Origin of the sequence: Hydrogenophaga sp. IBVHS2, from assembly GCF_002127215.1 — a bacterium.
GTDB lineage: Bacteria > Pseudomonadota > Gammaproteobacteria > Burkholderiales > Burkholderiaceae_C > Hydrogenophaga.
In genome coordinates this window covers 152564-176857 of record NZ_NFUT01000004.1, presented here as the reverse complement: position 1 = coordinate 176857, position 24294 = coordinate 152564, and the positions used below count along the sequence as shown (strand labels likewise).

The following is a 24294-nucleotide window of genomic DNA, read 5'->3' as shown; positions in this document are numbered from 1 at the left end:
GCGGCCCGGCGCGGCGGCCGAGCGATGAAGCAAGGACTGTCGCTTCGGGTCTCGCAGCACCTGGCGCTCACGCCCCAGCTGCAGCAGTCCATCCGGCTGCTGCAGCTGTCCACGCTGGAGATGGCGCAGGAAGTCGAGCAGATGCTCGACGAGAACCCGTTCCTCGAACGCTCCGACGACTCGGCCGAGCGAGAGGCCTTCGGCGTCGAGCAGGTCGACGCGCCGGTGAGCGCCGGCGAGCAGATCGCCGATGCGGTGCTGGCCCCGGCCCCCGATCGCCCGACCGATGCGGTGTCCGACAGCGCGCCGGACAGCGGCGAAGCCGCCGCCGAAGCGCTGGAGGGCCGGCTGGACGGCGACACCCCGGTGGACGAGAGCTGGGAGGGTGACGGCACGGTCGACATCGTGCCGGACGACAGCGAGTGGGGCGGCGATGCGCCGGCCCGCCAGCGCAACGATGCCGACGACGACACCGCCAGCGCGGCCGACCTCGCCAGCATCCCGGTCACGCTGCAGTCCCATCTGCACGACCAGGCGCGCTGCCTGCGCATCTCGGAAGAAGACCTGCGCGCGCTGGTGTATCTGATCGAGTCGCTCAACGACGACGGCTACCTCGAGGAAGACCTGCCCGCCCTGGCCCTGGGCCTGATGCACCTGGAGGGCACCGACACGGCGGTCAATGCCGATGCGGCCCTGGCCCTGCAGGAGGCCACCGTGCAGCGCCTCTCCATTGCCCTGCAGTGGTTGCAGCACATGGAGCCGACCGGCGTGGGCGCGCGCAACCTGGCCGAATGCCTGCGCCTGCAGGTGCTGGAGCAGCGCAACACGCCGGTGGCCCGCGCGGCGCTGGCCATCGTCGGGCATCCGCTGGAGCTCATGGCCAAGCGCGACATCAAGCGCCTGTGCGCCCTGACCGGCGCCGACGACGAGACGGTGCGCTCCGCCCTCGGCCTGATTGCGCGGCTGGAGCCCAAGCCCGGACGCCGTTTCGTCGATGTGGAGCGCAACGTGGTGGTGCCCGACGTGATCGTCGAGCGCGCCGGGCGTGGCTTCAAGGTATCGCTCAATCCGGACGTCATGCCGCGCCTGCGGGTGCACGACGTGTACGCCGGCGCGCTGCGGCAGAACCGCGGCGGCAGCGGCGATGGCGGTCATGCTGCCATGCAGCAGCGGCTGCAGGAAGCGCGCTGGTTCATCAAGAACATCCAGCAGCGCTTCGACACCATCCTGCGGGTGTCCAGCGCCATCGTCGAGCGCCAGCGCAACTTCTTCATGCACGGCGAGCTCGCCATGCGCCCGCTGGTGCTGCGCGAGATCGCCGACGAGCTGGGCCTGCACGAATCGACCATCAGCCGGGTGACCACCGCCAAGTACATGGCCACGCCGTTCGGCACCTACGAACTGAAATACTTCTTCGGCTCCAGCCTGGGCACCGAGACCGGCGGCAATGCCTCCAGCACGGCGGTGCGTGCGCTGCTCAAGCAGTTCATTGCCTCCGAAGAACCCGGCAAGCCGCTGTCCGACAACCAGCTCTCCGACCTGCTGCGCGAGCAGGGCATCGAATGTGCCCGCCGCACGGTCGCCAAATACCGCGAGGCGCTGCGCATCGCGCCGGCCAATCTTCGGAAATCTCTTTGAACCAGCTCCATCTCTTTCTGCCCTGCGCCGCCGGCGTCGAGGATTTTCTGGCCGACGAGGTGCAGCGCATCACCGGTGCCGAGCGGGTCTACAAGGCCCGGGCCGGCGTGTCGCTGCAGGCGTCCTGGCGCGATGCCCTGCAGCTCAACCTGCACTGCCGGCTGGCCCAGCGGGTGCTGGTGCGGCTGTGGCATGGCGGCTACCGCAGCGAGCAGGACCTGTACGACGCGGCCTCCGAGGTGGCCTGGGAGATCTGGTTCACCCCGAAGCAGACCATCAAGGTCGAGGTCACGGCCCAGCACAGCCCGCTGACCAGCCTGAACTTCGCGGCGCTGAAGATCAAGGACGCGGTGTGCGACCGCTTCCGCGCCAAGCGGGGCGAACGCCCCAGCGTCGACACCACCTGGCCCGATGTGCGCCTGTACGCCCACCTGACCACCGACACGGTGACGCTCTACATCGACACCTCGGGCGAACCGCTGTTCAAGCGCGGCTGGCGCGAGGACAAGGGCGACGCCCCGCTGAAGGAAACCCTGGCCGCCGCCATGATCGCCGCCACCGGCTGGAACGGTGCCACCGCCGAATCCCTGGACGACATCGCTCCGCTGTACGACCCGTGCTGCGGCAGCGGCACCGTGGCCATCGAGGCGGCGCAGATGGCGCTGCGCATCGCGCCTGGCCTCAACCGCCGTTTTGCCTTCGAGAAGCTGCTGCCCTACCAGGCCCATGTGTGGCAGGGCCTGCGCGAGCAGGCGGTACTGGCGCAGCGCACCTGGCCCGAGGGCCGCGCCCCGCTGGTGTTCGGCAGCGACGTGTCCTTCCGCATGGTCGACTTCGCCCAGCGCAACGCCGAACGCGCCGGCGTGGCCCATGCGCTCGACCTGCGCGGCGGCGACGCTCTGCAGCGCATGCCGCCCACGCCCCGCCCCGGCGTGCTGCTGCTCAACCCGCCCTACGGCGAGCGCATCGCAGCAGCCGGTGTGGCTGGCCAGAACGCGGCCGAGCGGGCCCGCAGCCGTGCCCCCCGCACCTTCACCGTGGGGGCCCGACCGGCCGTGGCGCCGGCCGAGCCGCAAGGCCGCGAGAGCGCCCAGATGAGCGACGGCGCCGATGCCTCCGAGTTCTTCGAGCGGCTGGCCGCACACTGGAAAAGCCACTACGCCGGCTGGACCGCCTGGCTGCTCACGCCCGACCTCAAGCTGCCGGGCCGCATGCGTTTCAAGGAGTCGCGCCGGGTGCCGCTGTGGAACGGCCCGATCGAATGCCGGCTGTTCCGCTTCGACCTGCAGGCGCGCCAGCCGCGCACCCCGGCACCCGAGTGACCATGGCGCCTGCCACCCCGGTGGTGCTCGACACCAACATCGCCCTGGATCTGCTGGTGTTCGACGACCCGGCCGTCGCGCCGCTGCGCCAGGCGCTGGAACAGGGCCGCCTGCAATGGCTGGCCACCGAACCCACCCGCGAGGAATGGCGGCGGGTGCTGGACTATCCGCAGATCCTGCGCCGCGCGCCCCAGGCGTCGGCGCAGCGGGCGACGGCGCTGGCGCGCTTCGATGCCCTGGTGCGGCTTGTCCCCACGGCTGCAAAGGCGCCGTTTACCTGCAAGGATGCCGATGATCAGAAGTTCATCGACCTGGCCGTGGCCCACCGCGCCACGCTCCTGAGCAAGGACGCTGCCGTGCTGTGCATGGCGCGTCGCCTGAGCCGGCTGGGTGTTTGCGTGAGCCGCCAATGGAATCCCGAACCGCTGCCCGACTTGTCCCCCGAGCCGTCCTAGCCCGCGTGATCCTGCCCCTGCTGGCGCTGTGGGCGGCCGGGCCGCTGGCGGCTGCCGACGCCCCTGCGGGCACCCGCTGCGAACCCCTGGGCGGCGGTGCGCTGCGCTGTACCGCACCCGACGGCAGCCGCGAGGAGTTCAAGCTCAACAGCCTGGGGCAGCGCGACGGCATCGTGCGCCGCTTCGACGCCAGGGGCGTGCTGCGCAGCGAAGCCATGCTCGAGGCCGGGACCCCGGTCGGGCCGCAGAAGACCTTCCACGACAACGGCGCGCTGGAGCGGCTGCAGTTCGTCACCGGCGCCAAGGTGCAGTTCTCGCTGGTGCGCCTGCCCGACGGCCGCCCGACCGAGCTGCGCTGCGCCCCGGTGCACCTGATCCCGGAAGATCTGGACCTCTGCGGCCACGACGGCAAGCCCCGCCAGACCACCCTGCAGCGCGACGCTGCCCGCACCCTGGGCACCGTCACCTTCCAGTCCGGCGTGCTGCGCGAGCTCACCGTGGTGGGGGACAACGGCGCGGTCATCCGTTCGGAGGCCTACGAGCAGAAGGCCGGCGAGCCGGATCGTCGCATCAAGCGGGTGTACTACCCCTCCGGCCGGCTGCGTTCGGAGACGGTGCTGATCGAGCGCCCGGCCGACACTTTCGAGGGCCGCGAAGGCACCGGCCGCGAGTGGGCCGACAGCGGTCAGCTGACCCAGGAGGTGGTCTGGGCCCAGGGCCGCGAGCAGCGCCTGCGGCAGTGGTACCTCAACGGTCAGCTCAAGCTGGACCAGCAGATCCGCCGCCAGGGCCGGCACGAGGAGCGCCTGACGCGCAGCTTCTGGGAGAACGGCCAGCCCGCCGCGGTCAACACCGAGCGATTCGGCCGCCTGTGGGGCTGGCAGCGCTACTTCGGCTCCAAGGGCCAGCGCCTGCGCGACGACGAGCACGGCCCCGGCGGCGAGCTGCTGCGGCGCCGCCACTACAACGCGGCCGGTCAGGTAGAGCGCGAAGAGGTGCTGGCCGACGACGCCCGCCGCCTCTGAGGCAAGGCGGTCATTCCAGCGAGAAGGTCTCGGCCCGGCTGCGGGCCCACCAGGTGGTGAAGGCCGGGTGCAGGCCGCTGGCCGGGCCGGTGTCGCCCAGCAGTGCACCGGGTGCCACGGTGGGCAGCAGGTTGGACAGCAGCTTCACCTCGTTGGCATTGAGCCGGCGCACCAGGTGGTGGGCGCCGATCTCCCCTGGGTGCCGCAGGCCGGCGGCCTGCACCAGCTCCTGCAGCGCCTTGAGCGTGTTCTGGTGGAAGTTGAACACCCGGGTGGCCTTGTCGGGCACCACCAGGGCCAGCTGGCGCAGGGGGTCCTGGGTGGTCACGCCGGTGGGGCAGCGACCGGTATGGCAGGTCTGGGCCTGGATGCAGCCCAGGGCGAACATGAAGCCGCGCGCGCTGTTGCACCAGTCGGCTCCCAGCGCCATGGCACGGGCCACATCGAAGGCGCTGATCACCTTGCCGGCGCAGCCGATGCGGATGCGCTCGCGCAGGTTCACCCCCACCAGCGTGTTGTGCACCAGCCGCAGACCTTCCTGCAGCGGCGCGCCCACATGGTCGGTGAACTCCAGCGGCGCCGCACCGGTGCCGCCCTCGGCCCCGTCGACCACGATGAAGTCCGGCGTGGTGCCGCTGGCCTGCATGGCCTTGACCATGGCGAACCATTCCCACACATGGCCGATGCACAGCTTGATGCCCACCGGCTTGCCGCCCGAGAGCTCGCGCAGCCGGGCCACGAAGGCCATCAGTTCGAGCGGTGTGGAGAACGCGCTGTGGGCCGCCGGCGACACGCAGTCCTGCCCCACCGGCACACCGCGCGCCGCCGCGATCTCGGGCGTGACCTTGGGGCCCGGCAGCACGCCGCCGTGTCCGGGCTTGGCACCCTGGCTCAGCTTGATCTCGATCATGCGCACCTGCGGGTCGGTGGCCTGCTCGGCAAACCGGGCGGGGTCGAAACCGCCCTGGGCGTCGCGGCAGCCGAAGTAGCCTGAACCGATTTCCCAGATCAGGTCACCGCCGTGCACCCGGTGCCACTGCGAGATGGAGCCTTCGCCGGTGTCGTGCGCAAAGCCGCCGCGCTTCGCGCCGGCGTTCAGCGCCTCGATCGCGGGGGCCGACAGGGCGCCGAAGCTCATGGCCGAGATGTTGAACACGCTGGCCGAGTAGGGCTGGGTGCAGTCCGGCCCGCCGATGGTGATGCGGAAGTCGTGCGAGTCGAGCCGGGTCGGGCTGATGGAGTGGTTGATCCATTCGTGCCCGTCCGCATGCACATCCAGTTGCGTGCCGAAGGGGCGCTTGTCGGTCTCGGCCTTGGCGCGCGCATAGGCCAGGCTGCGCTGGCTGCGCGAGAAGGGCGTGGCCTCGGTGTCGCTCTCCAGGAAGTACTGGCGCATCTCCGGCCGCACCATCTCCAGCATGAAGCGCAGGTGCCCGATGACCGGGTAGTTGCGCAGCACCGAGCTCTTGGTCTGCCGCAGGTCCATGAAGCCCCGCACGCTCAGGCCGGTGAACACCAGGAACCACAGGCCCCCGATGCCGAACCCGATCAGGGTGAACAGGCTGAGCAGGCTGGCCACCACGCAGAAGGCCAGGGCGGTGTAGCGCACCGGGTAGAGCTGGTTGAGTCGGTCGAGCATGGCCGCATCTTGCCACCGCACCCCGCTACACTGGCCGGCCTTTTTCGTCGCTTTTGACACGGTTTTGCCGGTCAATTCCCCGCTTCCCATCCCCTGCGCCACCATGACCACGCCCACCCTCGCCCCGCTGGAGCCGACCGACTTCGACACCCTGGACCAGCTGCTGGACGAGCTGCGCGAGCGCGATGACGAAGTGCCGCAATGGGAATTCCTGGAAGGTGCCATGGCCGCGCTGGTCTGCACCCGCCGCCCGGTGGAGCCGGCCGAGTGGCTGCCGGTGCTGCTGGGCGTGGGCGATCTGCCCACCGTACCGCAGGAAGAGGGCACCCATTTCGCCAGTACCGACCGTTACCAACGTTTCATGGATCTGTGGCATCGGCGCATGGCCGAGGTGGTTGACGCGCTGCAGGCCCCGGTGGAGACGCTGGAGGACGAGCGCAGCTACCACCCCGAGGTGATGGACGTGCGCGGGGCGATTGCCGCCCTGCCGGCCGAGGAGCGCCCCGAGCTGGACGACGAGGGCCTGCCGGCTTACGCCCAGGTCTGGGCGCTGGGCTTCATGTTCGTGGTGGAGAACTGGAGCGAGGAATGGGCGCCGGTGCGCGACCGCGAGACCGCCGAATGGATCGACGAGGCGCTGGATCGCATCGTGGCCCTGACCGAGGACGACACCGGCAAGCCCAGCGTGAACCTGCATGTGGAAGACGGCCCGCCCAGCGTGAGCGACGAGCGCCTCAACACCTTCGGTGCGGCCATCTGGGCGGTGTACGACCTGCACCAGATCTGGCGCAGCCTGGGCCCGCGCAGCGGGCCGGTGCGCCAGGCCCCCACGCCCGGTCGCAACGACCCCTGCCCCTGCGGCAGCGGCCAGAAATACAAGAAGTGCCACGGCGCCTGAGCGCCGTCACACCATGAAGCCGGCCAGCGCCTCGGCGGTGGCCTCGGGCCGTTCCTCGGGAATGAAGTGCCCCGCCGGCATGGCATAGCCGCTGACCGTGCCGGCGCACTGTGCCTGCCACAGCGCCAGCGGATCGAAGAAGCGGTGCACCACGCCGCGCTCGCCCCACAGCACCAGGGTGTCGCAGGCGATGCGCTGGCCCTGCTCGCGGCCGGCCCGGTCGTGCGCCAGGTCGATGCCGGCGCTGGCCCGGTAGTCCTCGCAGGCCGCATGGATGGCTTCGGGCCGGCAGAACGCGGCCTCGTAGGCCTGCAGGGCCTCGGGCTCGATGTGGCCCAGCCCGCCGCTGCCCCAGCCGCCCAGCTTGGCATGCAGGTAGGCGCGTGCGTTGCCGCCGATCATGGTTTCGGGCAGCGGGGCCGGTTGGATCAGGTGGAACCAGTGGTAGTAGGCGCGCGCAAAGGCCATGTCGGTGCGCTCGTACATGTCGAGCGTGGGCGCGATGTCGATCACGCACAGTCGCGCCACCCGCTGCGGATGGTCCAGCGCCAGCCGGTGCGCCACCCGGCCACCCCGGTCATGGCCGCACAGGAAGAAGCGGTCGATGCCCAGCGCCGTGGCCACATCCACCACGTCCTGCGCCATGGCCCGCTTGCTGGCCTGGGCATGGTCGGGCTGGTCCGGTGGCGCGGCCGATGCGCCGTAGCCGCGCAGGTCGGGCAGCACCAGCCGGTACCGGTCGGCCAGCCGGCTCGCCACGCGGTGCCACATCGCGTGCGTCTGGGGAAAACCGTGCAGCAGCACCAGGGCCGGGCCGTCGGCCTGTCCTCCCACGACAACTCGGGCCGGGCCATGCGGCAGGGCGATGGTGTGCTGGGCGAAGCCAGGGAGCCCGGCGCCGGTGTTCGTGTCGTTCATGGGCGTTCCTTCACGGTGCGGCCGCGGGCAGCAGCTCGAAGCCGGCCTCGCCCACGGTCTGTCCATTGATGCGCAGCTCGATGCGGTGCGCCCCGGGCCAGAGCCGGCGGGTGGTCACCTCGCGCAGGCTGTGGCGCTTGTCCAGCGTGAGGGTGGCATGGGCCGGCAGGGTGCAGCGCCAGCCCTTGAACACCTTGACCGAGTGGCCGCCCTGCGCTCGGGCATGGTGCACCGCGTAGTCGATCTCCAGCGCCTGCGGCCGGTCGGCGGCGGACACCAGTGCCAGCCGCAGGCCGATGCCGCTGCCGATGGCGGCCTGTGCCGCATCCAGCGAGAAACGGGCCTGCCCTTGCAGCGGCACGCCCAGACCCCAGACGGCCAGGGTCGGGCCGTGGCCGGCCTTGATCAGGCCCCGGCTGGCATGGCGCAGCAGCTGGCGGCGGGGCACGGGCGCGCCCGGCAGGTGGCGCTCCAGCCAGTCGCTCACCCGTTGCGGATGGTCGCGCGCGATGTCGTTGAGGTGGTTGGCCACGCTGCGCCTGACATAGCGGCTGGGGTCGTCCTGCAGGACCTGCAGCAGCGGCAGGCTGGGCGAGGGGTCGGCCACCAGGGCGTGCAGGCGCAGGCCCCAGGGCAGGCGCGGCCGGCTGCCTTCGCTGGCCAGCCGCCGCACATGGGCGCTGGGGTCCCGGCTCCATTGCATCAGCGTGGGCCAGACCCGGTCCGGTTGCGCCTGCAGGAAAGGGCGGATGGCGAACTCGGCGGTGGACCGCTGGGTGAGCGCGTGCAGACAGGCCAGGGCGCGCGGCCACAGCGCGGCATCCAGCGGCACACCGACCCGGGCCACCCATTCCCCCAGTGCCCAGATGCTCCAGCCGGCCAGCCCGCCGGCGTGCAGGGCCGAACCGGCCGTGACCGGCTCGCCGTGCTCGTCCAGTGGCAGGGGCGGGGCCAGCGCAGCCTCCACCGCATCGCAGGCCGTGCTGAAGTCGGGCGGCAGCGTGGCGGTCAGGGCATCCGCGATACGCAGGATGCGGGCCTTGAGTTCCAGCTCGTGCTGCTGGTGCAGGGCCAGGGCCTGGAAGCGCTCGGCATCGAAGCCGGGCGTGGCGCGGCCCAGGTGCTGCGCCATGTGCTGCACCGTGGCCGGCGAGATGAGGTTCTTGAACGGCTCGGCCATGGGATCAGCCGGCGGCGGTCAGCCCAGGCGGTGCAGCAGACCGGCCAGGGCATGGGCCACCGTGGCCTGCCGCACGGCGGCGCGGTCGCCGTCGAAGCTCACACATTCCGTCTCCACGCCCTGCGGGGTGGCCCAGCCGAACCAGACCGTGCCCACCGGCTTGGCCGCGCTGCCGCCGCCGGGGCCGGCCACGCCGGTCACGGCCACCGACACCTGCACCGGTGCATGGGCCCGTGCCCCGGCGGCCATGGCGCGCGCCACCGGCTCGCTCACGGCCCCGTGGGCGGCAATGAGATCGGCCGGCACGCCCAGCAGTTCGGTCTTGGCGGCGTTGGAATAGGTGACGAAGCCACGCTCGAACCAGTCGCTCGATCCGGCGCGGTCGGTGCAGGCCCCGGCGATGCGTCCACCGGTGCAGCTCTCGGCCGTGGCCATCATCCAGCCGCGTGCCGTCAGGGCCTGTGCCAGGCGTTCGACCAGGAGGGCGGTGTCGTGCGGCATGGTGGCGTGGGGTGCGGCGTCAGAAGCGCCAGAGCGCGATCACCAGCAGGGTGCAGAAGGCGGCAGCAAAGTCGTCGAGCAGGATGCCGAAGCCGCCCCGGGGTCCGAAGCCCTTGAAGGTCCGGTCGGCCCAGGCCATGGGGCCGACCTTGACCGCATCGAACAGACGGAACAGCGCAAAAGCCGCCAGCTGGCCCCAGAAGCCCGCCGGCATCACCAGCCACAGCACCAGCCAGAAGGCGACCACCTCGTCCCACACGATGTGGCCCGAATCGGCCAGGCCCATGTGGCGGGCGGTGACGGTGCAGGCCCACCAGCCCACCAGCGTGGCCAGGCCGATCAGCACACCCCAGCCCAGGGCCGACAGGTACGGGTCGAGCACCAGAAACGCCACCCAGGCCCACAGCGTGCCGGCGGTGCCGGGTGCCAGCCGCGACAGGCCGGCGCCGGCGCCCAGGGCAATGAAGTGCGCCGGATGGGCCAGCAGGAAGGCCAGGGTCGGACGCAGCACGGGTGGCTGAACGGCGGCAGGCGCCGGGGGCGGGTCGATGGGGCTGGCGTCGGGAAAGGGCATGGCCGGATTATCCGGAGGCGGCAGCACCGGGGTCCGACGGCCCGGCGCCGAAATGGTCGAAGCCACGCAGCGGCCAGTCCTGCAGCCGGCCGTCGGTGGTCTGCAGGCGCAGGCCGGGCGCGGCCTCCAGGCGGCCGATGCGGGTGACCGGCGTCCCGCTGCTCCGGGCCGCGGCCTCCACCTCGGCGCGGCGGGTCGGGTCGGCGGTGAACAGCAGTTCGTAGTCGTCGCCACCGTGCAGCAGGCATTCGCGGCGGTGGTCGGCATGAAGGCGGGCCAGGGGCGGTGCCATCGGCAGCATCGCTTCGTCGATGCAGGCGCCCACGCGGCTGGCGGCAAGCACATGGCCCAGATCGCCCGTCAGGCCGTCGCTCACATCGAGCGCGGCGCGTGCCACGCCGGCCAGCGCGCGGCCCAGCGCCAGGCGGGGTTCGGGCCGGTGCAGCCGGGTCTGCAGGTCGGCATCCTCGGCACCGGACAGCGCCAGCGCGGTGGCCCAGGGCCTGCCGAACTGCCGCTCCAGCGCCAGCCGGGCTTCACCGGTGCGGCCGGAGAGCCAGAGGTCGTCGCCGGCCTGCGCGGCATCGCGCCGCAGCGCCCGGCCCGGGGCCACGCTGCCGAACACGGTGATGCACAGGTTCAACGGCCCGGCGGTGGTGTCGCCGCCCACCAGCGGGCAGGCGTGCTGCTGCGCCAGGGCCAGCAGGCCGGCGGAGAAGGCGGCCAGCCAGGCGTCGTCCACCGCCGGCAGCGAGAGCGCCAGCGTGAAGCCCAGCGGGCACGCGCCCATGGCCGCCAGGTCGCTCAGGTTCACCGCCAGCGCCTTGTGGCCCAGGGCCTGCGGATCGGTGCCGGCCACGAAGTGCCGCCCCTCGACCAGCATGTCGCTGGAGATGGCCAGCAGCTCGCCCGGCGGGGGCTGCAGCAGGGCGCAGTCGTCGCCCACGCCCAGCACCACGGCACTGCCGGCCGGCGCTGCGCGCTGGAAGTGGCGCCGGATCAGCTCGAATTCACCCATGCGGCTGGCGTGGGGCATCGGCCGGGTCGGCGGGCTCGTCATCCTCGGGCGGGTTGGCCGGCGGCACCAGGAAGCTCATCGGGGCCACCCGCAGGCGCCGCCACAGCGCCGCGCGGATCAGCGCCCGGTTGACCTGGCTGACGTTCTGCGAACGCAGGGCGAGCTGGAAGGCCAGGTAGAAGCTGACCGTGAGGTTGATCGGACCGACCAGGACCACCGCCGCCACGGCCGACCAGAAGGCCGGCTCGGTCAGGACGTCCAGCCCCAGCGCGAAGCCGGCCGCCGTGATCTGCCCGGCCGACAGCGTGACGTGGCGTACGTCCAGCCCCAGACCGAAGAACTGGGCGAAGGCCGGTGTGAGGCCCAGCATGAAGCCCAGCGAGATGTTGGCCGTCAGCCCCGAGATGTTGCGCCGCATGAAGCCGGCCCAGCGGCCAGCCCGCTCGCGCCCCAGCACCCGGGTGAAGCGCGGGTTGTGGGCCATGGCCGAATCGAGCTTGTGCAGCACGAACCAGTTTTCCACCCAGCCGGCCACGATGCTGGAGGCGAACAGCAGCACGCCAGTGAAGGCCGCAAAGAACAGCGTGGGGCCCAGGATGCCCAGCCCGTGCAGCGTGTGTTCGGCCTTGTCCGCATCGATCATGGCGGTGCCGGTGCTGAAGTGCAGCAGCGCGCTGATCAGCAGCACCACCGGGATCACCAGGCCGATGTTGCCCAGGATGGCGGCCACCTGCGAGCGGAACAGGTTCGCCACCTCGTCGACGAAGCGGCGCACCGCGCCGGTGGCCTTGATGTCGCGCAGCTTGGCCACCATGGCCGGGGCCGTCACCGCGGGCTGCTTGGTGGCCACGGTGAAGTGCAGCAGCATGATCAGCACGAACGACGCCGCGTAGTTCAGGCCGGCGGCAAAGCCTGCCCAGAAGGCCGAGAGCGTGAGGCCGTACAGGCTGAACTTGATCCAGGTGGTGAACCCCAGCACCGCGCCACCCCCGGCCGCCTTGCCCAGCATGTCGCGGTACTCGGCCCGGTTGCGGGTGATGTAGTGCTCGCCGCTCTCGGCGCTGCGTTCGGCCACCTTGGCGGCGGTGAGGTGGGAGCTGGCGGCGATCAGGGCGCGGATGCTGCGGCTGTCCAGCCCCACCTGCACCAGGTCGGCCAGGAGCGCGGCGGTGGCCCGGCCGGGCTTGTCGCTCTGCAGGCAGTCCAGCAGCACCTTGATGCGCACGATGCGCTCGCGCAGCTGGCGCAGCCGGAACACGATGCCGACCGACACGCCGTGGTCTTCCAGGTGGGCATACACGGTGTAGGCCGCATGGCGGCAGGCGTCGAGCTGGCGATTGAGTTCCTCGGCCGCCTGCACCGCCTCGGCGCTGCGCGGCCCATGCTGCCGCACCGCCTGCCGCAGTGCCTCCAGCGTGGCCGGCAGGGCATGGAAGGCCCGCTCGCGTTGGGCCTGCGGCGACATGCGCACCCGCACCTCCGAGGCGAAGCCGGTGGCGCTGACCTGGCTCACGCAATAGGTCAGGGCGTCCATCAGCTCGGCGGTCCAGCGCGCGCTGTCGTAGGACTCCAGCAGCACGTCCTGCATGCGCTGCAGGGTGGCGGAATCGAGCGCCTTGATCCACTGCACATCGAACGGGGTGGGCAGCAGCAGGTTGAACAGCTCGGCCAGGTCGGTGGTCTCGGGCGTGCCGGGCAGCAGCTTGCGCCGCACCCGGTGGCCGAACTCGCTGAGGAAGGCGGTGCGCGGTGCGAAGCCATGGTCGGCCAGCAGCGGCGTGATGTCGACCGTCTCGTGGAACACGCGCCACCAGGCCCTCCAGCGCTGGCGCAGGGCAGGGTCGGCGTCCAGTGCATCCACCAGGGCACGCAGGCGCGCCACCGCGCCGATCACGTCGGATGCATCGCCACGCACCCAGCGCAGCGTGTCCATGAGCCAGAGATGGCGTTGCGCCAGCGGCGCTTCGGCGTCGAGGGTCTCGAGCAGGGTCTGAGGGGTCATGCGGTCAGGGGCGGTCGGAAGGGGGTTGCGCAGGCCGCCAGCGCAGATGAACGCTGCTCAGTGCAGCACGCGCGCAGGGACTTCGCCGGGGCCGGCGCCGTCGGCGCGCAGCGCGAACTCGGGCACCGGGGCCTCGAAACGTTCACCGTCTTCGGCCACACACAGGAAGCTGCCCCGCATGCTGCCGGTGGGCGTGGCCAGCCGCGTGCCGCTGGTGTACTGGAACGATTCGCCCGGCCGCAGCAGCGGCTGGTGCCCCACCACGCCCAGGCCCTTGACCTGCTCGGTGTGGCCGCGTGCATCGTCGATGATCCAGTGGCGCGCGATCAGCTGCGCCGGCACCTCGCCGGTGTTGGTGATGGTGATGGTGTAGGCGAACGCGTACTGGTCTTCCTCGGGCGCCGACTGCTCGCTCAGGTACTGCGGCTCGGCCTCGACGGTGAACAGGTATTTGGGCATGGCCGGCATGTTAACGCGCCACCGCAAGTCCCCGTAAGCCCTGCGAAAATGCGCCTTTTCCGGCCCGAAGGCCGGTCATCCATCAGGAAATGTCCATGTCCGCCCCCACCTACCGAATTGCCCCGTCCATCCTGTCCGCCGACTTTGCCCGCCTGGGCGAGGAGGTGCGCCACGTGGTGGCCGCCGGCGCCGACTGGATCCATTTCGACGTGATGGACAACCATTACGTGCCCAACCTCACCTTCGGCCCCATGGTGTGCCAGGCGCTCAAGCCGCACGCGAAGAAACCCGATGGCACGCCGGTGCCCATCGACGTGCACCTCATGATCCAGCCGGTCGATGCCCTGGCCGGCGCCTTCATCGAGGCCGGCGCCGACCTGGTCAGCTTCCACCCCGAAGCCAGCGCCCACCCGCACCGCAGCGTGCAGGCCATCAAGGCCCGGGGCTGCAAGGCCGGTCTCACCTTCAACCCGGCCACGCCGCTGGACGTGCTGGACTGGCTGATCGACGACATCGACCTCATCCTGATCATGAGCGTCAACCCCGGTTTCGGCGGCCAGAGCTTCATCGACTCGGCGCTGCGCAAGATCGAGCAGGCCCGCCGCCGCATCGAGGCCACCGGCCGCGACATCCGCCTGGAGGTGGACGGCGGCATCAAGCCCGACAACATCCGCCGCGTGGCCGATGCCGGCGCCGACACCTTCGTGGCCGGCAGCGCCATCTTCGGCAAGCCGGACTACAAGGCCGTGATCGACCAGATGCGGGCGGCGCTGGCGTGAGCGGGGGGCAGCGACCCGCGCAGCGGTGGAGCGTGGGGGCCGTCATCATCGATCTCGATGGCACCATGGTCGACACCCTGGGCGACTTCGATGTCGCCCTCAATGCCACCCTGAGCGACCTGGGCCGTCCCGGCGTCACCCGCGCCGACATCGAGCGCATGGTGGGCAAGGGCTCGGCCCACCTCATCCGTTCGGCCCTGCGCCACGGCGGGCTGGACGAGGCCGGCGCGGCTGCCCTGCAGGACGGCGCCTGGGCGCGCTACCAGGCGCACTACCGTGCCATCAATGGCGCGCACAGCGCGGTCTACCCTGGCGTGGAAGACGGCCTGCGGGCGTTGCGGGATAGGGGGCTGCCCCTGGCCTGCCTGACCAACAAGCCGCTGGCCTTCGCCCGTGACCTGTTGCAGGCCAAGGGTCTGGACCGCTACTTTGCCCAGGTGTTCGGTGGCGACAGCTTCGAGCGGGTCAAGCCCGACCCGCTGCCCCTGATCAAGACCTGTGAGGCCCTGGGCACACGGCCCGCGGCCACCCTCATGGTGGGCGATTCGCAGAACGATGCGCTGGCCGCCCGCGCGGCCGGTTGCCCGGTGGTGCTGGTGACCTACGGCTACAACCATGGCGAACCCATCGCCAGCGCACCGCACGATGCGCTGGTGGACTCGCTGGCCTCAGTTGCGGCGCTGCTGGCCTGACTTCTGCTGGCCCAGCAGCGCGTCCTTGAGCAGGTTGTCGGCCGGCTTGGGGCCCAGCCAGATCCGCATGAGCGCCTGGTGGAACTCCGGTTCCTTGAACGGCTCGCCCTCCACCTGGCCCTTGATGGTCAGCACCGTGCCGGTGCCGGGAATCCAGTCGATGTGGAAGGTGTCGCCGGCCACCAGCTTCTTGTGCCTGCTGAACACCTCGCTCATGCGCAGAACGCCGGGGATCAGGCGCGAGAAGGCGGCGCGCTCCATGTTGTCTTCCATGCCGCGCGAGAACAGCTTGCCGAGTTCGCCCGAGTCGATGTCGCGCAGCATGGTGATGGTCATGCGCTTGGGTCCGGGGGCGCTGAGCACCTCGTCCGGCGTGGTGGCCTTGCGCTCCAGGTACAGCCCGGCGGTGTAGACCTGGAACACCGCCTTGTAGCGGATGCCCGCGCCATTGAGCAGCAGCGGCGAGCCGGACAGCGTGATGCGGTCTTCCAGCTTCACGCCCGCCAGGTCGATGGTGGCGGCCTGGGCGCCCGCCAGGGCGGAGGCCAGCCCGAGGGCGATGAGGGGGCGCGCCAGCCGGCGCAGGTCGGACAGTTTCATGGCGAAAATCGAACGGTTGTGCTTTTTCAATTGTCTCTGTCGCCGCCGCCCTGCGGCACCGGGTTGCGCCTTAAGACAAAAGCATGGCCCGAGCAGACGCCGGAATGGCGTTTGATATAGTGCGCCGATCATGTCCAGCGCCTTCAAGTTCCTCTGCAGCGAGCTGCCGCGCCGCCCCGGCCGGGGAGCCTGGCCCTGGCGCAAGCCAGCCTGAACGCCCTTCCCCCTCTCGCGGGATGCCCCGGCCACCGGCCCGGCATCCGCCGCCCCGGCCCTGGGCCGGATTTCCCGGATCACCGCACCGCCCGCCACCGACCGCTGCGGCGGTGCCGCAGAAGAACCCGACATGATCACCGAACTCGAATTCAAGAGCCTGGCCCAGCAGGGCTACAACCGCATCCCCTTGATGGTCGAGGCGTTTGCCGACCTCGAAACCCCGCTCTCCCTCTACCTCAAGCTGGCCCATGGCCGGGGCGACGGTGCCCACAGCTTCCTGCTGGAGTCGGTGGTGGGCGGCGAACGCTTCGGCCGCTACAGCTTCATCGGCCTGCCGGCCCGCACCCTGCTGCGCGCCAGCGGTTTCGGTGACCAGGCGCGGACCGAGGTGGTGCGCGATGGTGTGGTGGTGGAGACGAACCACGGCAATCCGCTGGATTTCATTGCCGCCTACCAGCAGCGCTTCAAGGTCGCGCTGCGCCCCGGGTTGCCGCGCTTCTGCGGCGGCCTGGCCGGCTACTTCGGTTACGACGCGGTGCGCTACATCGAGAGGAAGCTCGAAGCGACCTGCCCGCCCGACACCCTGGGCACGCCCGACATCCTGCTGCTGCAGTGCGAGGAGCTGGCGGTCATCGACAATCTCTCGGGCAAGCTCTACCTCATCGTCTATGCCGACCCGGCGCAGCCCGAGGCCTACGCCGGCGCCAAGAAGCGCCTGCGCGACCTGAAGGAGGCGCTGAAGTACTCGGTGGCCGCCCCGGTGGTCAAGGCCAGCCAGGGGCATCCTGCCGAGCGCAGCTTCGCCAAGGCCGACTACCTGGCCGCGGTGGACCGTGCCAAGGACCTGATCGCCGCCGGCGACTTCATGCAGGTGCAGGTGGGCCAGCGCATCAGCAAGCGTTACACCGAGAGCCCGTTGTCGCTCTATCGCGCGCTGCGCTCGCTCAACCCGTCGCCGTACATGTACTACTACCACTTCGGCGACTTCCATGTGGTGGGGGCTTCGCCCGAAATCCTGGTGCGCCAGGAGCACACCGACGAGGGCGAGAAGGTCACCATCCGGCCGCTGGCCGGCACCCGCCCGCGCGGCGCCACGCCCGAGAAGGACAAGGCCACCGAAGCCGAGCTGCTGGCCGATCCCAAGGAACGCGCCGAGCATGTGATGCTGATCGACCTGGCGCGCAACGACATCGGGCGCATCGCCAAGGTGGGCAGCGTGAAGGTGACCGAGGCCTTCGTGGTGGAGCGATACAGCCACGTGATGCACATCGTGAGCAACGTCGAGGGCATCCTCAACGATGGCATGACCAACATGGACGTGCTCAAGGCCACCTTTCCGGCCGGCACCCTGACCGGCGCACCCAAGGTGCACGCCATGGAACTGATCGACCAGCTCGAGCCGGTCAAGCGCGGCATCTACGGCGGCGCCTGCGGCTACCTCAGCTATGCGGGCGACATGGATGTGGCTATTGCCATCCGCACCGCCGTCATCAAGGACCAGACGCTGCATGTGCAGGCGGCCGCCGGCGTGGTGGCCGACTCGGTGCCCGAGATGGAATGGCGCGAGACCGAACACAAGGCGCGCGCCCTGCTGCGCGCTGCCGAACTGGTGGAGGAGGGACTGGAATGAGCGCCCGAATGCAAGTCCTCATGGTGGACAACTACGACTCGTTCACCTTCAACATCGTCCAGTACCTGGGCGAACTCGGCGCCGAGGTGACCGTGGTACGCAACGACGAGGTCACGGTGGACGAGCTTCAGGCCCGGCTGGACGCCGGCCGCATGGACCGGCTGGTGATCTCGCCCGGCCCGTGCTCCCCGGCCGAGGCCGGCATTTCGGTGCCCGCCATCCGCCACTTTGCCGGCCGCCTGCCCATCCTGGGCGTGTGCCTGGGCCACCAGAGCATCGGTGCGGCGTTCGGCGGCACCATCGTGCGCGCGCAGGAACTCATGCACGGCAAGACCAGCGAGATCACCACCACCCAGCAGGGCGTGTTCGCGAACCTGCCGGCGCGCTTCACCGTCAACCGCTACCACTCGCTGGCCATCCGCCGCAGCGACTGCCCGGCCGAGCTGGAAGTGACCGCCTGGACCGACGACGGCGAGATCATGGGCGTGCGCCACAAGACCCTGCCCATCCAGGGCGTGCAGTTCCACCCCGAAAGCATCCTGACCGAGCACGGCCACGCCATGCTCAAGAACTTCCTGGAGCAGGCATGAAGACGGTCGATCTGCGCAGCGACACCGTCACCCAGCCCACGCCGGCCATGCGCGAAGCCATGATGACCGCGCCCCTGGGCGACGATGTCTTCGGCGACGACCCCACCGTCAATGCGCTGCAGGAACAGCTGGCCGCGCTCACCGGCAAGGAAGCCGCGCTGTTCATGGCCAGCGGCACCCAGAGCAACCTGTGCGGCATCATGGCCCACTGCGGCCGGGGCGACGAATACATCGTCGGCCAGAACGCCCACACCTACCGCTACGAGGGCGGCGGTGCGGCGGTGCTGGGCAGCATCCAGCCGCAGCCGCTGGTGCAGGACGCGCAGGGTCGCATGCAGCTGGCCGACATCGCCGCCGCCATCAAGCCCGACGATCCGCACTTCGCCCGCACCCGGTTGCTGTGCCTGGAGAACACCTGGAACGGCCATCCCATGCCGCAGGACTACCTGCAGCAGGCCACCGATCTGGCGCGTCAGCACGGGCTGGCCACCCACCTGGACGGCGCGCGCGTCTTCAACGCGGCGGTCTCGGATGCCGGCCCCGGCGGTGACGTGAGCGCTGCGCTGCGCCGTATCGTCGACCGCTTCGACAGCGTGTCGGTCTGCTTCAGCAAGGGCCTGGGTGCGCCGGTGGGCTCGGCCCTGTGCGGATCGCGCGAGCTCATCGACCGCGCCCGCCGCTGGCGCAAGATGGTCGGTGGCGGTCTGCGCCAGTCTGGCCTGCTGGCGGCAGCCGCCCGCCATGCGCTGGACCACCATGTGCAGCGCCTGGCCGACGACCATGCCCTGGCGCAACGCCTGGCCCAGGGCCTGCAGGGCATCGAGGGACTGCGGGTGCGTTCGGCCCAGACCAACATCGTGTTCGTCGATGTGGACGGTGGCCGCGGCCCCGACCTGCTGGCCCATCTGGCCCGCGACGGCGTGCTGGCCACCGGCCTGATCGGCCTGCGCTTCGTGACCCACCTCGATGTGGGCGCCGACGGCATCGACCGGGCCATCGCCAGCGTGCGTCGATTCTTCGACGCCGCCGTTCCGGCGTCATCCGGGGCGGCTGCCAGCGCCCCGGCGGTCTACTGAAAGCGGTTCCCATGCCCGACCTGCCGCAGCTGCTGTTGTTCATCGTGGCCGGCTGGCTGCTCAACCTCACGCCCGGCCCGGACGTGCTGCTCATCGTCAGCACCTCGCTGCGCCAGGGTGCGCGCGCCGGCATGGTGGCGGCGCTGGGCATCTTCGCCGGCTGCTTCGTGCACGTGGCGGTGGCCACCGTGGGGCTGGGCGCGCTGCTGGCGGCGTCTGCCACTGCCTTCACCGTGGTCAAGGTGATCGGTGCGGGCTACCTGGTGTGGATGGGCTGGCGTCTGCTGCGTTCGGCGCCCGGACAGTGGAGCCCGGACGCGTCTGCCGATTCGGTGCCGCTGAGCCGCGTGTTCTGGCGCGGATTCCTCACCAATGTGCTCAATCCCAAAGTGGCGCTGTTCTTCCTGGCCTTCCTGCCGCAGTTCATCGCCCCCGATGCCGCCGACAAGACGCTGGCCTTCCTGGCCCTGGGCCTGCTGTTCAGCGTCAATGCGCTGCCGGTCACGCTGGGCTACGCCTGGCTGGCGGCCTGGGCCGCGCGCCGCATGGACGGGGTGCGCCGTGCCATGCGCGTGATGGACCGTGCCAGCGGCGTGCTGTTCATCGGCTTCGGCGTGCGCCTGGCCCTGACTGATTCCCCTGCCTCATAACAGACCCCCTCCGGAGACCGCCCCATGCACAGCCACAAGATCACGCCGCAGGAAGCCCTGCAGCGCACCATCGAGCACCGCGAGATCTTCCACGACGAGATGCTCCACCTCATGCGCATGATCATGGGCGGCGAGATGTCGCCGGTCATGATGGCTGCCCTCATCACCGGCCTGCGCGTCAAGAAGGAAACCATCGGCGAGATCACGGCGGCCGCGCAGGTGATGCGCGAGTTCTCGACCAAGGTCAACGTGGCCGACAAGACGCACCTGGTGGACATCGTGGGCACTGGCGGCGACGGCTCGCACACCTTCAACATCAGCACCTGCAGCATGTTCGTGGCGGCGGCGGCCGGCGCCCGCGTGAGCAAGCACGGCGGACGCAGCGTTTCCAGCAAGAGCGGCAGCGCCGACGTGCTGGAGAGCCTGGGTGCGAACATCAACATGAGCCCCGAGGCCATCGCGCGCTGCATCGAGCAGGTCGGGGTGGGCTTCATGTTCGCGCCCAACCACCACCCCGCCATGAAGAACGTGGCCCCGGTGCGCAAGGAACTGGGCATCAAGACCATCTTCAACATCCTGGGGCCGCTGACCAACCCGGCCGGTGCGCCCAACATCCTCATGGGCGTGTTCCATCCCGATCTGGTCGGCATCCAGGTGCGTGCCTTGCAGCGCCTGGGCGCCGAGCATGCGGTGGTGGTGTATGGCCGTGACGGCATGGACGAGGTGTCGCTGGGGGCGGCCACGCTGGTGGGCGAGCTGCGCCACGGCGAGATCAGCGAGTACGAGATCCATCCCGAGGACTTCGGCCTGACCATGGCCAGCAACCGCGCGCTGCGGGTGGACACGCCCGAGGCTTCGCGCGGCATGCTCCTGGGCGTGCTGGAACGCCGGCCCGACCCGGCCCTGAAGGCCGCCACCGACATCGTCTGTCTCAACGCCGGCGTGGCGCTGTACGCCGCCAACGTGGCGCCCGACATGAAGGCCGGCATCGCGCTGGCCCGCCAGACCCTGGACAGCGGCGCCGCCCTGGCCAAGCTCGAACAACTCAAGGCCTTTGCCGCCTGAGAGGACCTGACATGAGCGACATCCTCAACCGCATCGTGGCGGTCAAGCACGAAGAGATCGCCGCCGCCCGCAGGAAGAAGCCGCTGGAACTGGTGCGTGCCGATGCCGAGAGCCGCGTGCTCACCCGCGACTTCGAAGGCGCGCTGCGCCAGCGCATCGCGCGCGGCCAGCCGGCCGTGATCGCCGAGATCAAGAAGGCCAGCCCCAGCAAGGGCGTGCTGCGCGAGGACTTCATCCCGGCCGATATCGCGCAGAGCTATGCCGAAGGCGACGGCACGCTGGGTGCGGCCTGTCTGTCGGTGCTGACCGATCGGCAGTTTTTCCAGGGCAGTTCGGATTACCTCAAGCAGGCCCGCGCCAGCTGCGACCTGCCGGTGCTGCGCAAGGACTTCATGGTGGATGCCTACCAGGTGTTCGAGGCCCGCGCCATGGGTGCGGATGCCATCCTGCTGATCGCGGCCTGCCTGGACGATGCGCAGATGGCCGATCTGGAGGCCATCGCCCGCAGCCTGCACATGGCGGTGCTGGTCGAGGTGCACGACCGGCCCGAGCTGGAACGGGCGCTGAAGCTCAGGACGCCGCTGGTGGGCATCAACAACCGCAACCTGCGCAGCTTCGAGGTCTCGCTGCAGACCACGCTGTCGATGAAGGCCGACGTGCCGGCCGACCGGCTGCTGATCACCGAATCCGGCATCCTCTCGCGCACTGACGTGCAGACCATGCGCGACGCCGATGTGCACGCCTTCCTGGTGGGCGAGGCCTTCATGCGGGCTCCGGAGCCCGGCCTGGCGCTGGCCGAGCTGTTCGCCTGATCGGCCCCGTGTTCCACGACCGGCTCATCGATGCCGATCTGGCGCACTGGCCGGTCGACCCGGGCTGGGCACCGCTGCGGGATGCTTTCGTCCGTTCGGCCGAGGGGCGGTCGCTGGTCAGCCACCTCACCGACCGGCTGCAGGCCGGTGCCGTGGTCTATCCGCCGCATCCCCTGCGCGCCCTCGCGCTGACACCGCCCGAGCAGGTGAGGGTGGTCATCCTGGGACAGGACCCGTACCACGGGCCGGGTCAGGCCGAGGGTCTGGCCTTCTCCGTGGCCCCGGGTGTCAAACCGCCGCCCAGCCTGCGCAACATCTTTCAGGAACTGCAGCGCGATGCCGGATCGGCGCCGCCCGCCAACGGGTCGCTGGTCCGCTGGGCCGGGCAGGGCGTGCTGCTGCTCAACACCTGCCTCACCGTGGAAGATGGCCAACCGGCCAGCCACGCCTGCCGAGGCTGGGAGGTGTTCACCGATGCGCTCATCCGCCACTGCAGCCAGACCGGCCCGGCCAAGGCCTTTCTGCTGTGGGGCGCCCATGCGCAGAAAAAGCGCGGCCTGATCGACACGGCCCGGCATGCTGTGCTGGAGGCCAACCATCCCTCGCCACTGTCGGCGCGTCGTCCCCCGGTGCCGTTTCTGGGTTGCGGGCACTTCTCGGCAGCCAACCGCTGGCTGCTGGCGCAGGGTCGCCCCCCCATCGCCTGGTGACTTGACCCCGGGATGTTCACGGGGGCTGCACGGCGTCAAAAAACCGTGGCATAATCAAAGGCTTCGCGACGGAGGGGTGCCCGAGTGGCTAAAGGGGGCAGACTGTAAATCTGTTGGCTTACGCCTACGCTGGTTCGAATCCAGCCTCCTCCACCAGCGACGAATCAGAAGATTGAGCAGAGATTGTTTGCCAGCGGTTGGTGCAACTGACAGCGCGGCGGGAGTAGTTCAATGGTAGAACCCCAGCCTTCCAAGCTGATGACGCGGGTTCGATTCCCGTCTCCCGCTCCAGTCTGCCGGATCGGCTGGCGTTGATTTTCAGATGACGGCGGCACTGCCGACGTCCTCGCCCATGTGGCTCAGTGGTAGAGCACTCCCTTGGTAAGGGAGAGGTCGCGGGTCCGATTCCCGCCATGGGCACCAAGTTTTCCTTTCCAGGTTCCTGTTTAGGTTTTGGTGTTTCGGCAAATTCGTTTTTGGAGCTGAAAGATGGCAAAAGAGAAATTCGAGCGGACCAAGCCGCACGTTAACGTGGGCACCATTGGTCACGTGGATCATGGCAAGACGACCCTGACGGCGGCCATCACCACCGTGCTGGCGGCCAAGTTCGGTGGCGCGGCCAAGGCGTACGACCAGATCGACGCGGCTCCGGAAGAGAAGGCCCGCGGCATCACCATCAACACCGCCCACGTCGAGTACGAGACGGCCAATCGCCACTACGCTCACGTGGACTGCCCGGGTCACGCCGACTACGTCAAGAACATGATCACCGGTGCTGCCCAGATGGACGGCGCCATCCTGGTGTGCTCGGCCGCTGACGGCCCGATGCCCCAGACCCGCGAGCACATCCTGCTGGCGCGTCAGGTGGGCGTGCCCTACATCATCGTGTTCCTGAACAAGTGCGACATGGTCGACGACGCCGAGCTGCTCGAGCTCGTCGAGATGGAAGTGCGCGAGCTGCTGTCCAAGTACGACTTCCCCGGCGACGACACCCCGATCGTCAAGGGCTCGGCCAAGCTGGCCCTGGAAGGCGACAAGGGCGATCTGGGCGAGCAGGCCATCATGCGCCTGGCCGATGCGCTGGACAGCTACATCCCCACCCCGGAGCGTGCCGTGGACGGCGCCTTCCTGATGCCGGTGGAAGACGTCTTCTCGATCTCGGGTCGCGGCACCGTGGTGACCGGCCGTATCGAGCGTGGTGTGGTCAAGGTCGGCGAGGAAATCGAGATCGTCGGCATCGCTGCGACCCAGAAGACCACCTGCACCGGCGTGGAGATGTTCCGCAAGCTGCTGGACCAGGGCCAGGCCGGCGACAACGTGGGCATCCTGCTGCGCGGCACCAAGCGCGAGGAAGTGCAGCGCGGCCAGGTGCTGTGCAAGCCCGGCTCCATCAAGCCGCACACCCACTTCACCGGTGAGGTGTACGTGCTGTCCAAGGACGAAGGTGGTCGTCACACCCCGTTCTTCAACAACTACCGTCCGCAGTTCTACTTCCGCACGACCGACGTGACCGGCTCCATCGAGCTGCCCAAGGACAAGGAAATGGTCATGCCGGGCGACAACGTGTCGATCACCGTCAAGCTGATCGCCCCGATCGCCATGGAAGAAGGCCTGCGCTTTGCCATCCGCGAAGGCGGCCGTACCGTCGGCGCCGGCGTCGTGGCCAAGATCATCGAGTAATTGCCGCCCGCAAGGGGCATCCGGCCAGTAGGGGTATAGCTCAATTGGCAGAGCGTCGGTCTCCAAAACCGAAGGTTGTAGGTTCGATTCCTACTGCCCCTGCCACCTGACGGTGATGTCGCAGAACTCAGGTTCTGCGCACCTTCAAGTGGTTCAACAAGCCCA

24 protein-coding genes and 4 tRNA genes are annotated in these 24294 nt (G+C 69.8%); 19 read left to right on the top strand and 9 right to left on the bottom strand.

All coding sequences use genetic code 11. From position 1 onward, the window contains the following. Positions 1 to 24: 24 nt before the first annotated feature. From rpoN to CAP38_RS11565, 4 genes are read left to right on the top strand one after another with little or no spacing between them, the layout of a single operon-like run. The gene (gene rpoN / locus CAP38_RS11580; protein WP_086121559.1) at positions 25 to 1638 is read left to right on the top strand and encodes an RNA polymerase factor sigma-54; all 1614 of its coding nucleotides are present in this window, start codon (positions 25 to 27) and stop codon (positions 1636 to 1638) included. After that, on the top strand, positions 1635 to 2960 hold the full coding sequence (locus tag CAP38_RS11575) for a class I SAM-dependent RNA methyltransferase (RefSeq protein ID WP_086121558.1): 1326 nt from the start codon (positions 1635 to 1637) through the stop codon (positions 2958 to 2960). The genes rpoN and CAP38_RS11575 overlap by 4 nt, the downstream gene beginning before the upstream one ends. 2 nt (positions 2961 to 2962) lie before the next feature. Next, the gene (locus CAP38_RS11570) at positions 2963 to 3415 is read left to right on the top strand and encodes a putative toxin-antitoxin system toxin component, PIN family (RefSeq protein ID WP_086121557.1); all 453 of its coding nucleotides are present in this window, start codon (positions 2963 to 2965) and stop codon (positions 3413 to 3415) included. A 5-nt stretch (positions 3416 to 3420) separates the two neighbouring features. Beyond that, positions 3421 to 4440: a hypothetical protein gene (locus CAP38_RS11565; protein WP_086121556.1), complete on the top strand. Its 1020-nt coding sequence runs from the start codon at positions 3421 to 3423 to the stop codon at positions 4438 to 4440. Positions 4441 to 4450: 10 nt separating this feature from the next. On the opposite strand, the gene CAP38_RS11560 is transcribed toward CAP38_RS11565, so the two are convergent. After that, the gene (locus tag CAP38_RS11560) at positions 4451 to 6079 is read right to left on the bottom strand and encodes an FMN-binding glutamate synthase family protein (protein ID WP_086121555.1); all 1629 of its coding nucleotides are present in this window, start codon (positions 6077 to 6079) and stop codon (positions 4451 to 4453) included. Between the two features lie 103 nt (positions 6080 to 6182). On the opposite strand from CAP38_RS11560, the gene CAP38_RS11555 reads away from it, so the two are divergent. Next, positions 6183 to 6977: a UPF0149 family protein gene (locus CAP38_RS11555; protein ID WP_086121554.1), complete on the top strand. Its 795-nt coding sequence runs from the start codon at positions 6183 to 6185 to the stop codon at positions 6975 to 6977. 6 nt (positions 6978 to 6983) lie between these two features. On the opposite strand, the gene CAP38_RS11550 is transcribed toward CAP38_RS11555, so the two are convergent. The 7 genes from CAP38_RS11550 to apaG are packed head-to-tail and all read right to left on the bottom strand — an operon-like array spanning position 6984 to position 13629. After that, complete coding sequence (locus tag CAP38_RS11550) at positions 6984 to 7895, bottom strand: alpha/beta fold hydrolase (RefSeq protein WP_086121553.1); 912 nt, start codon at positions 7893 to 7895, stop codon at positions 6984 to 6986. A 10-nt stretch (positions 7896 to 7905) separates the two neighbouring features. After that, complete coding sequence (locus CAP38_RS11545; protein WP_086121552.1) at positions 7906 to 9075, bottom strand: DNA alkylation repair protein; 1170 nt, start codon at positions 9073 to 9075, stop codon at positions 7906 to 7908. A gap of 18 nt (positions 9076 to 9093) precedes the next feature. Further along, the gene (locus CAP38_RS11540; protein ID WP_086121551.1) at positions 9094 to 9576 is read right to left on the bottom strand and encodes a CinA family protein; all 483 of its coding nucleotides are present in this window, start codon (positions 9574 to 9576) and stop codon (positions 9094 to 9096) included. A 19-nt stretch (positions 9577 to 9595) separates the two neighbouring features. Further along, a complete protein-coding gene (locus CAP38_RS11535) occupies positions 9596 to 10150 on the bottom strand; it encodes a phosphatidylglycerophosphatase A (protein ID WP_086121550.1) in 555 nt (184 codons plus the stop codon). Positions 10151 to 10157: 7 nt separating this feature from the next. Continuing rightward, a complete protein-coding gene (thiL, locus tag CAP38_RS11530; RefSeq protein ID WP_256924437.1) occupies positions 10158 to 11186 on the bottom strand; it encodes a thiamine-phosphate kinase in 1029 nt (342 codons plus the stop codon). Then, positions 11161 to 13170, bottom strand: a complete 2010-nt coding sequence (locus CAP38_RS11525; protein WP_086121549.1) for a site-specific recombinase — start codon at positions 13168 to 13170, stop codon at positions 11161 to 11163. Before CAP38_RS11525 ends, thiL begins: the two co-directional genes overlap by 26 nt. A 57-nt stretch (positions 13171 to 13227) precedes the next feature. Next, positions 13228 to 13629 carry a Co2+/Mg2+ efflux protein ApaG gene (apaG, locus tag CAP38_RS11520; protein WP_086121717.1) on the bottom strand — a complete coding sequence of 134 codons (402 nt, stop codon included), beginning with the start codon at positions 13627 to 13629 and terminating at the stop codon, positions 13228 to 13230. Between the two features lie 95 nt (positions 13630 to 13724). Between apaG and rpe the strand changes: the two genes are divergently transcribed. After that, on the top strand, positions 13725 to 14408 hold the full coding sequence (rpe, locus tag CAP38_RS11515; protein ID WP_086121716.1) for a ribulose-phosphate 3-epimerase: 684 nt from the start codon (positions 13725 to 13727) through the stop codon (positions 14406 to 14408). Between the two features lie 32 nt (positions 14409 to 14440). Continuing rightward, positions 14441 to 15100, top strand: coding sequence for a phosphoglycolate phosphatase (locus CAP38_RS11510; RefSeq protein ID WP_256924436.1), 660 nt, complete (start codon positions 14441 to 14443; stop codon positions 15098 to 15100). Here CAP38_RS11510 and CAP38_RS11505 read toward each other — a convergent pair. Then, entirely contained in the window at positions 15077 to 15700 is a 624-nt protein-coding gene (locus CAP38_RS11505) for a chalcone isomerase family protein (RefSeq protein ID WP_086121548.1), read from the bottom strand. The two genes, CAP38_RS11510 and CAP38_RS11505, sit on opposite strands and share 24 nt — an antisense overlap. A gap of 346 nt (positions 15701 to 16046) precedes the next feature. Between CAP38_RS11505 and trpE the strand changes: the two genes are divergently transcribed. From trpE to CAP38_RS11445, 12 genes are all read left to right on the top strand, one after another. After that, positions 16047 to 17546 (top strand): anthranilate synthase component I, encoded by a 1500-nt coding sequence (gene trpE / locus CAP38_RS11500; RefSeq protein ID WP_086121547.1) that lies wholly within the window; start codon positions 16047 to 16049, stop codon positions 17544 to 17546. 8 nt (positions 17547 to 17554) lie between these two features. After that, entirely contained in the window at positions 17555 to 18136 is a 582-nt protein-coding gene (locus CAP38_RS11495; RefSeq protein WP_086121546.1) for an aminodeoxychorismate/anthranilate synthase component II, read from the top strand. Beyond that, the gene (gene ltaE / locus CAP38_RS11490) at positions 18133 to 19212 is read left to right on the top strand and encodes a low-specificity L-threonine aldolase (RefSeq protein ID WP_086121545.1); all 1080 of its coding nucleotides are present in this window, start codon (positions 18133 to 18135) and stop codon (positions 19210 to 19212) included. The genes CAP38_RS11495 and ltaE overlap by 4 nt, the downstream gene beginning before the upstream one ends. Before the next feature lie 11 nt (positions 19213 to 19223). Next, positions 19224 to 19862, top strand: coding sequence for a LysE family translocator (locus tag CAP38_RS11485; protein WP_086121544.1), 639 nt, complete (start codon positions 19224 to 19226; stop codon positions 19860 to 19862). A gap of 24 nt (positions 19863 to 19886) precedes the next feature. After that, positions 19887 to 20927: an anthranilate phosphoribosyltransferase gene (trpD, locus tag CAP38_RS11480; protein ID WP_086121543.1), complete on the top strand. Its 1041-nt coding sequence runs from the start codon at positions 19887 to 19889 to the stop codon at positions 20925 to 20927. Positions 20928 to 20938: 11 nt separating this feature from the next. Further along, positions 20939 to 21739 (top strand): indole-3-glycerol phosphate synthase TrpC, encoded by an 801-nt coding sequence (gene trpC, locus CAP38_RS11475; protein WP_086121542.1) that lies wholly within the window; start codon positions 20939 to 20941, stop codon positions 21737 to 21739. Continuing rightward, a complete protein-coding gene (locus CAP38_RS11470; RefSeq protein WP_373271415.1) occupies positions 21739 to 22449 on the top strand; it encodes a uracil-DNA glycosylase in 711 nt (236 codons plus the stop codon). Before trpC ends, CAP38_RS11470 begins: the two co-directional genes overlap by 1 nt. Before the next feature lie 70 nt (positions 22450 to 22519). Continuing rightward, positions 22520 to 22605, top strand: a tRNA-Tyr gene (locus CAP38_RS11465). Positions 22606 to 22666: 61 nt separating this feature from the next. Next, positions 22667 to 22740: transfer RNA gene (locus CAP38_RS11460), tRNA-Gly, on the top strand. A gap of 57 nt (positions 22741 to 22797) precedes the next feature. After that, positions 22798 to 22872, top strand: a tRNA-Thr gene (locus CAP38_RS11455). 66 nt (positions 22873 to 22938) lie between these two features. Next, entirely contained in the window at positions 22939 to 24129 is a 1191-nt protein-coding gene (gene tuf, locus CAP38_RS11450; protein WP_086121540.1) for an elongation factor Tu, read from the top strand. Between the two features lie 29 nt (positions 24130 to 24158). After that, a tRNA-Trp gene (locus CAP38_RS11445) sits at positions 24159 to 24234 on the top strand. Positions 24235 to 24294: the final 60 nt, after the last annotated feature.

Coding starts and splice junctions, on each gene's coding strand:
- CAP38_RS11505 (WP_086121548.1), bottom strand. CDS start 15,700: ATGAAACTGTCCGACCTGCGCCGGCTGGCGCGCCCCCTCATCGCCCTC.
- CAP38_RS11485 (WP_086121544.1), top strand. CDS start 19,224: ATGCCCGACCTGCCGCAGCTGCTGTTGTTCATCGTGGCCGGCTGGCTG.
- CAP38_RS11555 (WP_086121554.1), top strand. CDS start 6,183: ATGACCACGCCCACCCTCGCCCCGCTGGAGCCGACCGACTTCGACACC.
- thiL (WP_256924437.1), bottom strand. CDS start 11,186: ATGCCCCACGCCAGCCGCATGGGTGAATTCGAGCTGATCCGGCGCCAC.
- rpe (WP_086121716.1), top strand. CDS start 13,725: ATGTCCGCCCCCACCTACCGAATTGCCCCGTCCATCCTGTCCGCCGAC.
- CAP38_RS11525 (WP_086121549.1), bottom strand. CDS start 13,170: ATGACCCCTCAGACCCTGCTCGAGACCCTCGACGCCGAAGCGCCGCTG.
- CAP38_RS11535 (WP_086121550.1), bottom strand. CDS start 10,150: ATGCCCTTTCCCGACGCCAGCCCCATCGACCCGCCCCCGGCGCCTGCC.
- CAP38_RS11540 (WP_086121551.1), bottom strand. CDS start 9,576: ATGCCGCACGACACCGCCCTCCTGGTCGAACGCCTGGCACAGGCCCTG.
- CAP38_RS11560 (WP_086121555.1), bottom strand. CDS start 6,079: ATGCTCGACCGACTCAACCAGCTCTACCCGGTGCGCTACACCGCCCTG.
- trpD (WP_086121543.1), top strand. CDS start 19,887: ATGCACAGCCACAAGATCACGCCGCAGGAAGCCCTGCAGCGCACCATC.
- CAP38_RS11550 (WP_086121553.1), bottom strand. CDS start 7,895: ATGAACGACACGAACACCGGCGCCGGGCTCCCTGGCTTCGCCCAGCAC.
- ltaE (WP_086121545.1), top strand. CDS start 18,133: ATGAAGACGGTCGATCTGCGCAGCGACACCGTCACCCAGCCCACGCCG.
- CAP38_RS11495 (WP_086121546.1), top strand. CDS start 17,555: ATGCAAGTCCTCATGGTGGACAACTACGACTCGTTCACCTTCAACATC.
- trpE (WP_086121547.1), top strand. CDS start 16,047: ATGATCACCGAACTCGAATTCAAGAGCCTGGCCCAGCAGGGCTACAAC.
- tuf (WP_086121540.1), top strand. CDS start 22,939: ATGGCAAAAGAGAAATTCGAGCGGACCAAGCCGCACGTTAACGTGGGC.
- CAP38_RS11545 (WP_086121552.1), bottom strand. CDS start 9,075: ATGGCCGAGCCGTTCAAGAACCTCATCTCGCCGGCCACGGTGCAGCAC.
- apaG (WP_086121717.1), bottom strand. CDS start 13,629: ATGCCCAAATACCTGTTCACCGTCGAGGCCGAGCCGCAGTACCTGAGC.
- trpC (WP_086121542.1), top strand. CDS start 20,939: ATGAGCGACATCCTCAACCGCATCGTGGCGGTCAAGCACGAAGAGATC.
- rpoN (WP_086121559.1), top strand. CDS start 25: ATGAAGCAAGGACTGTCGCTTCGGGTCTCGCAGCACCTGGCGCTCACG.
- CAP38_RS11570 (WP_086121557.1), top strand. CDS start 2,963: ATGGCGCCTGCCACCCCGGTGGTGCTCGACACCAACATCGCCCTGGAT.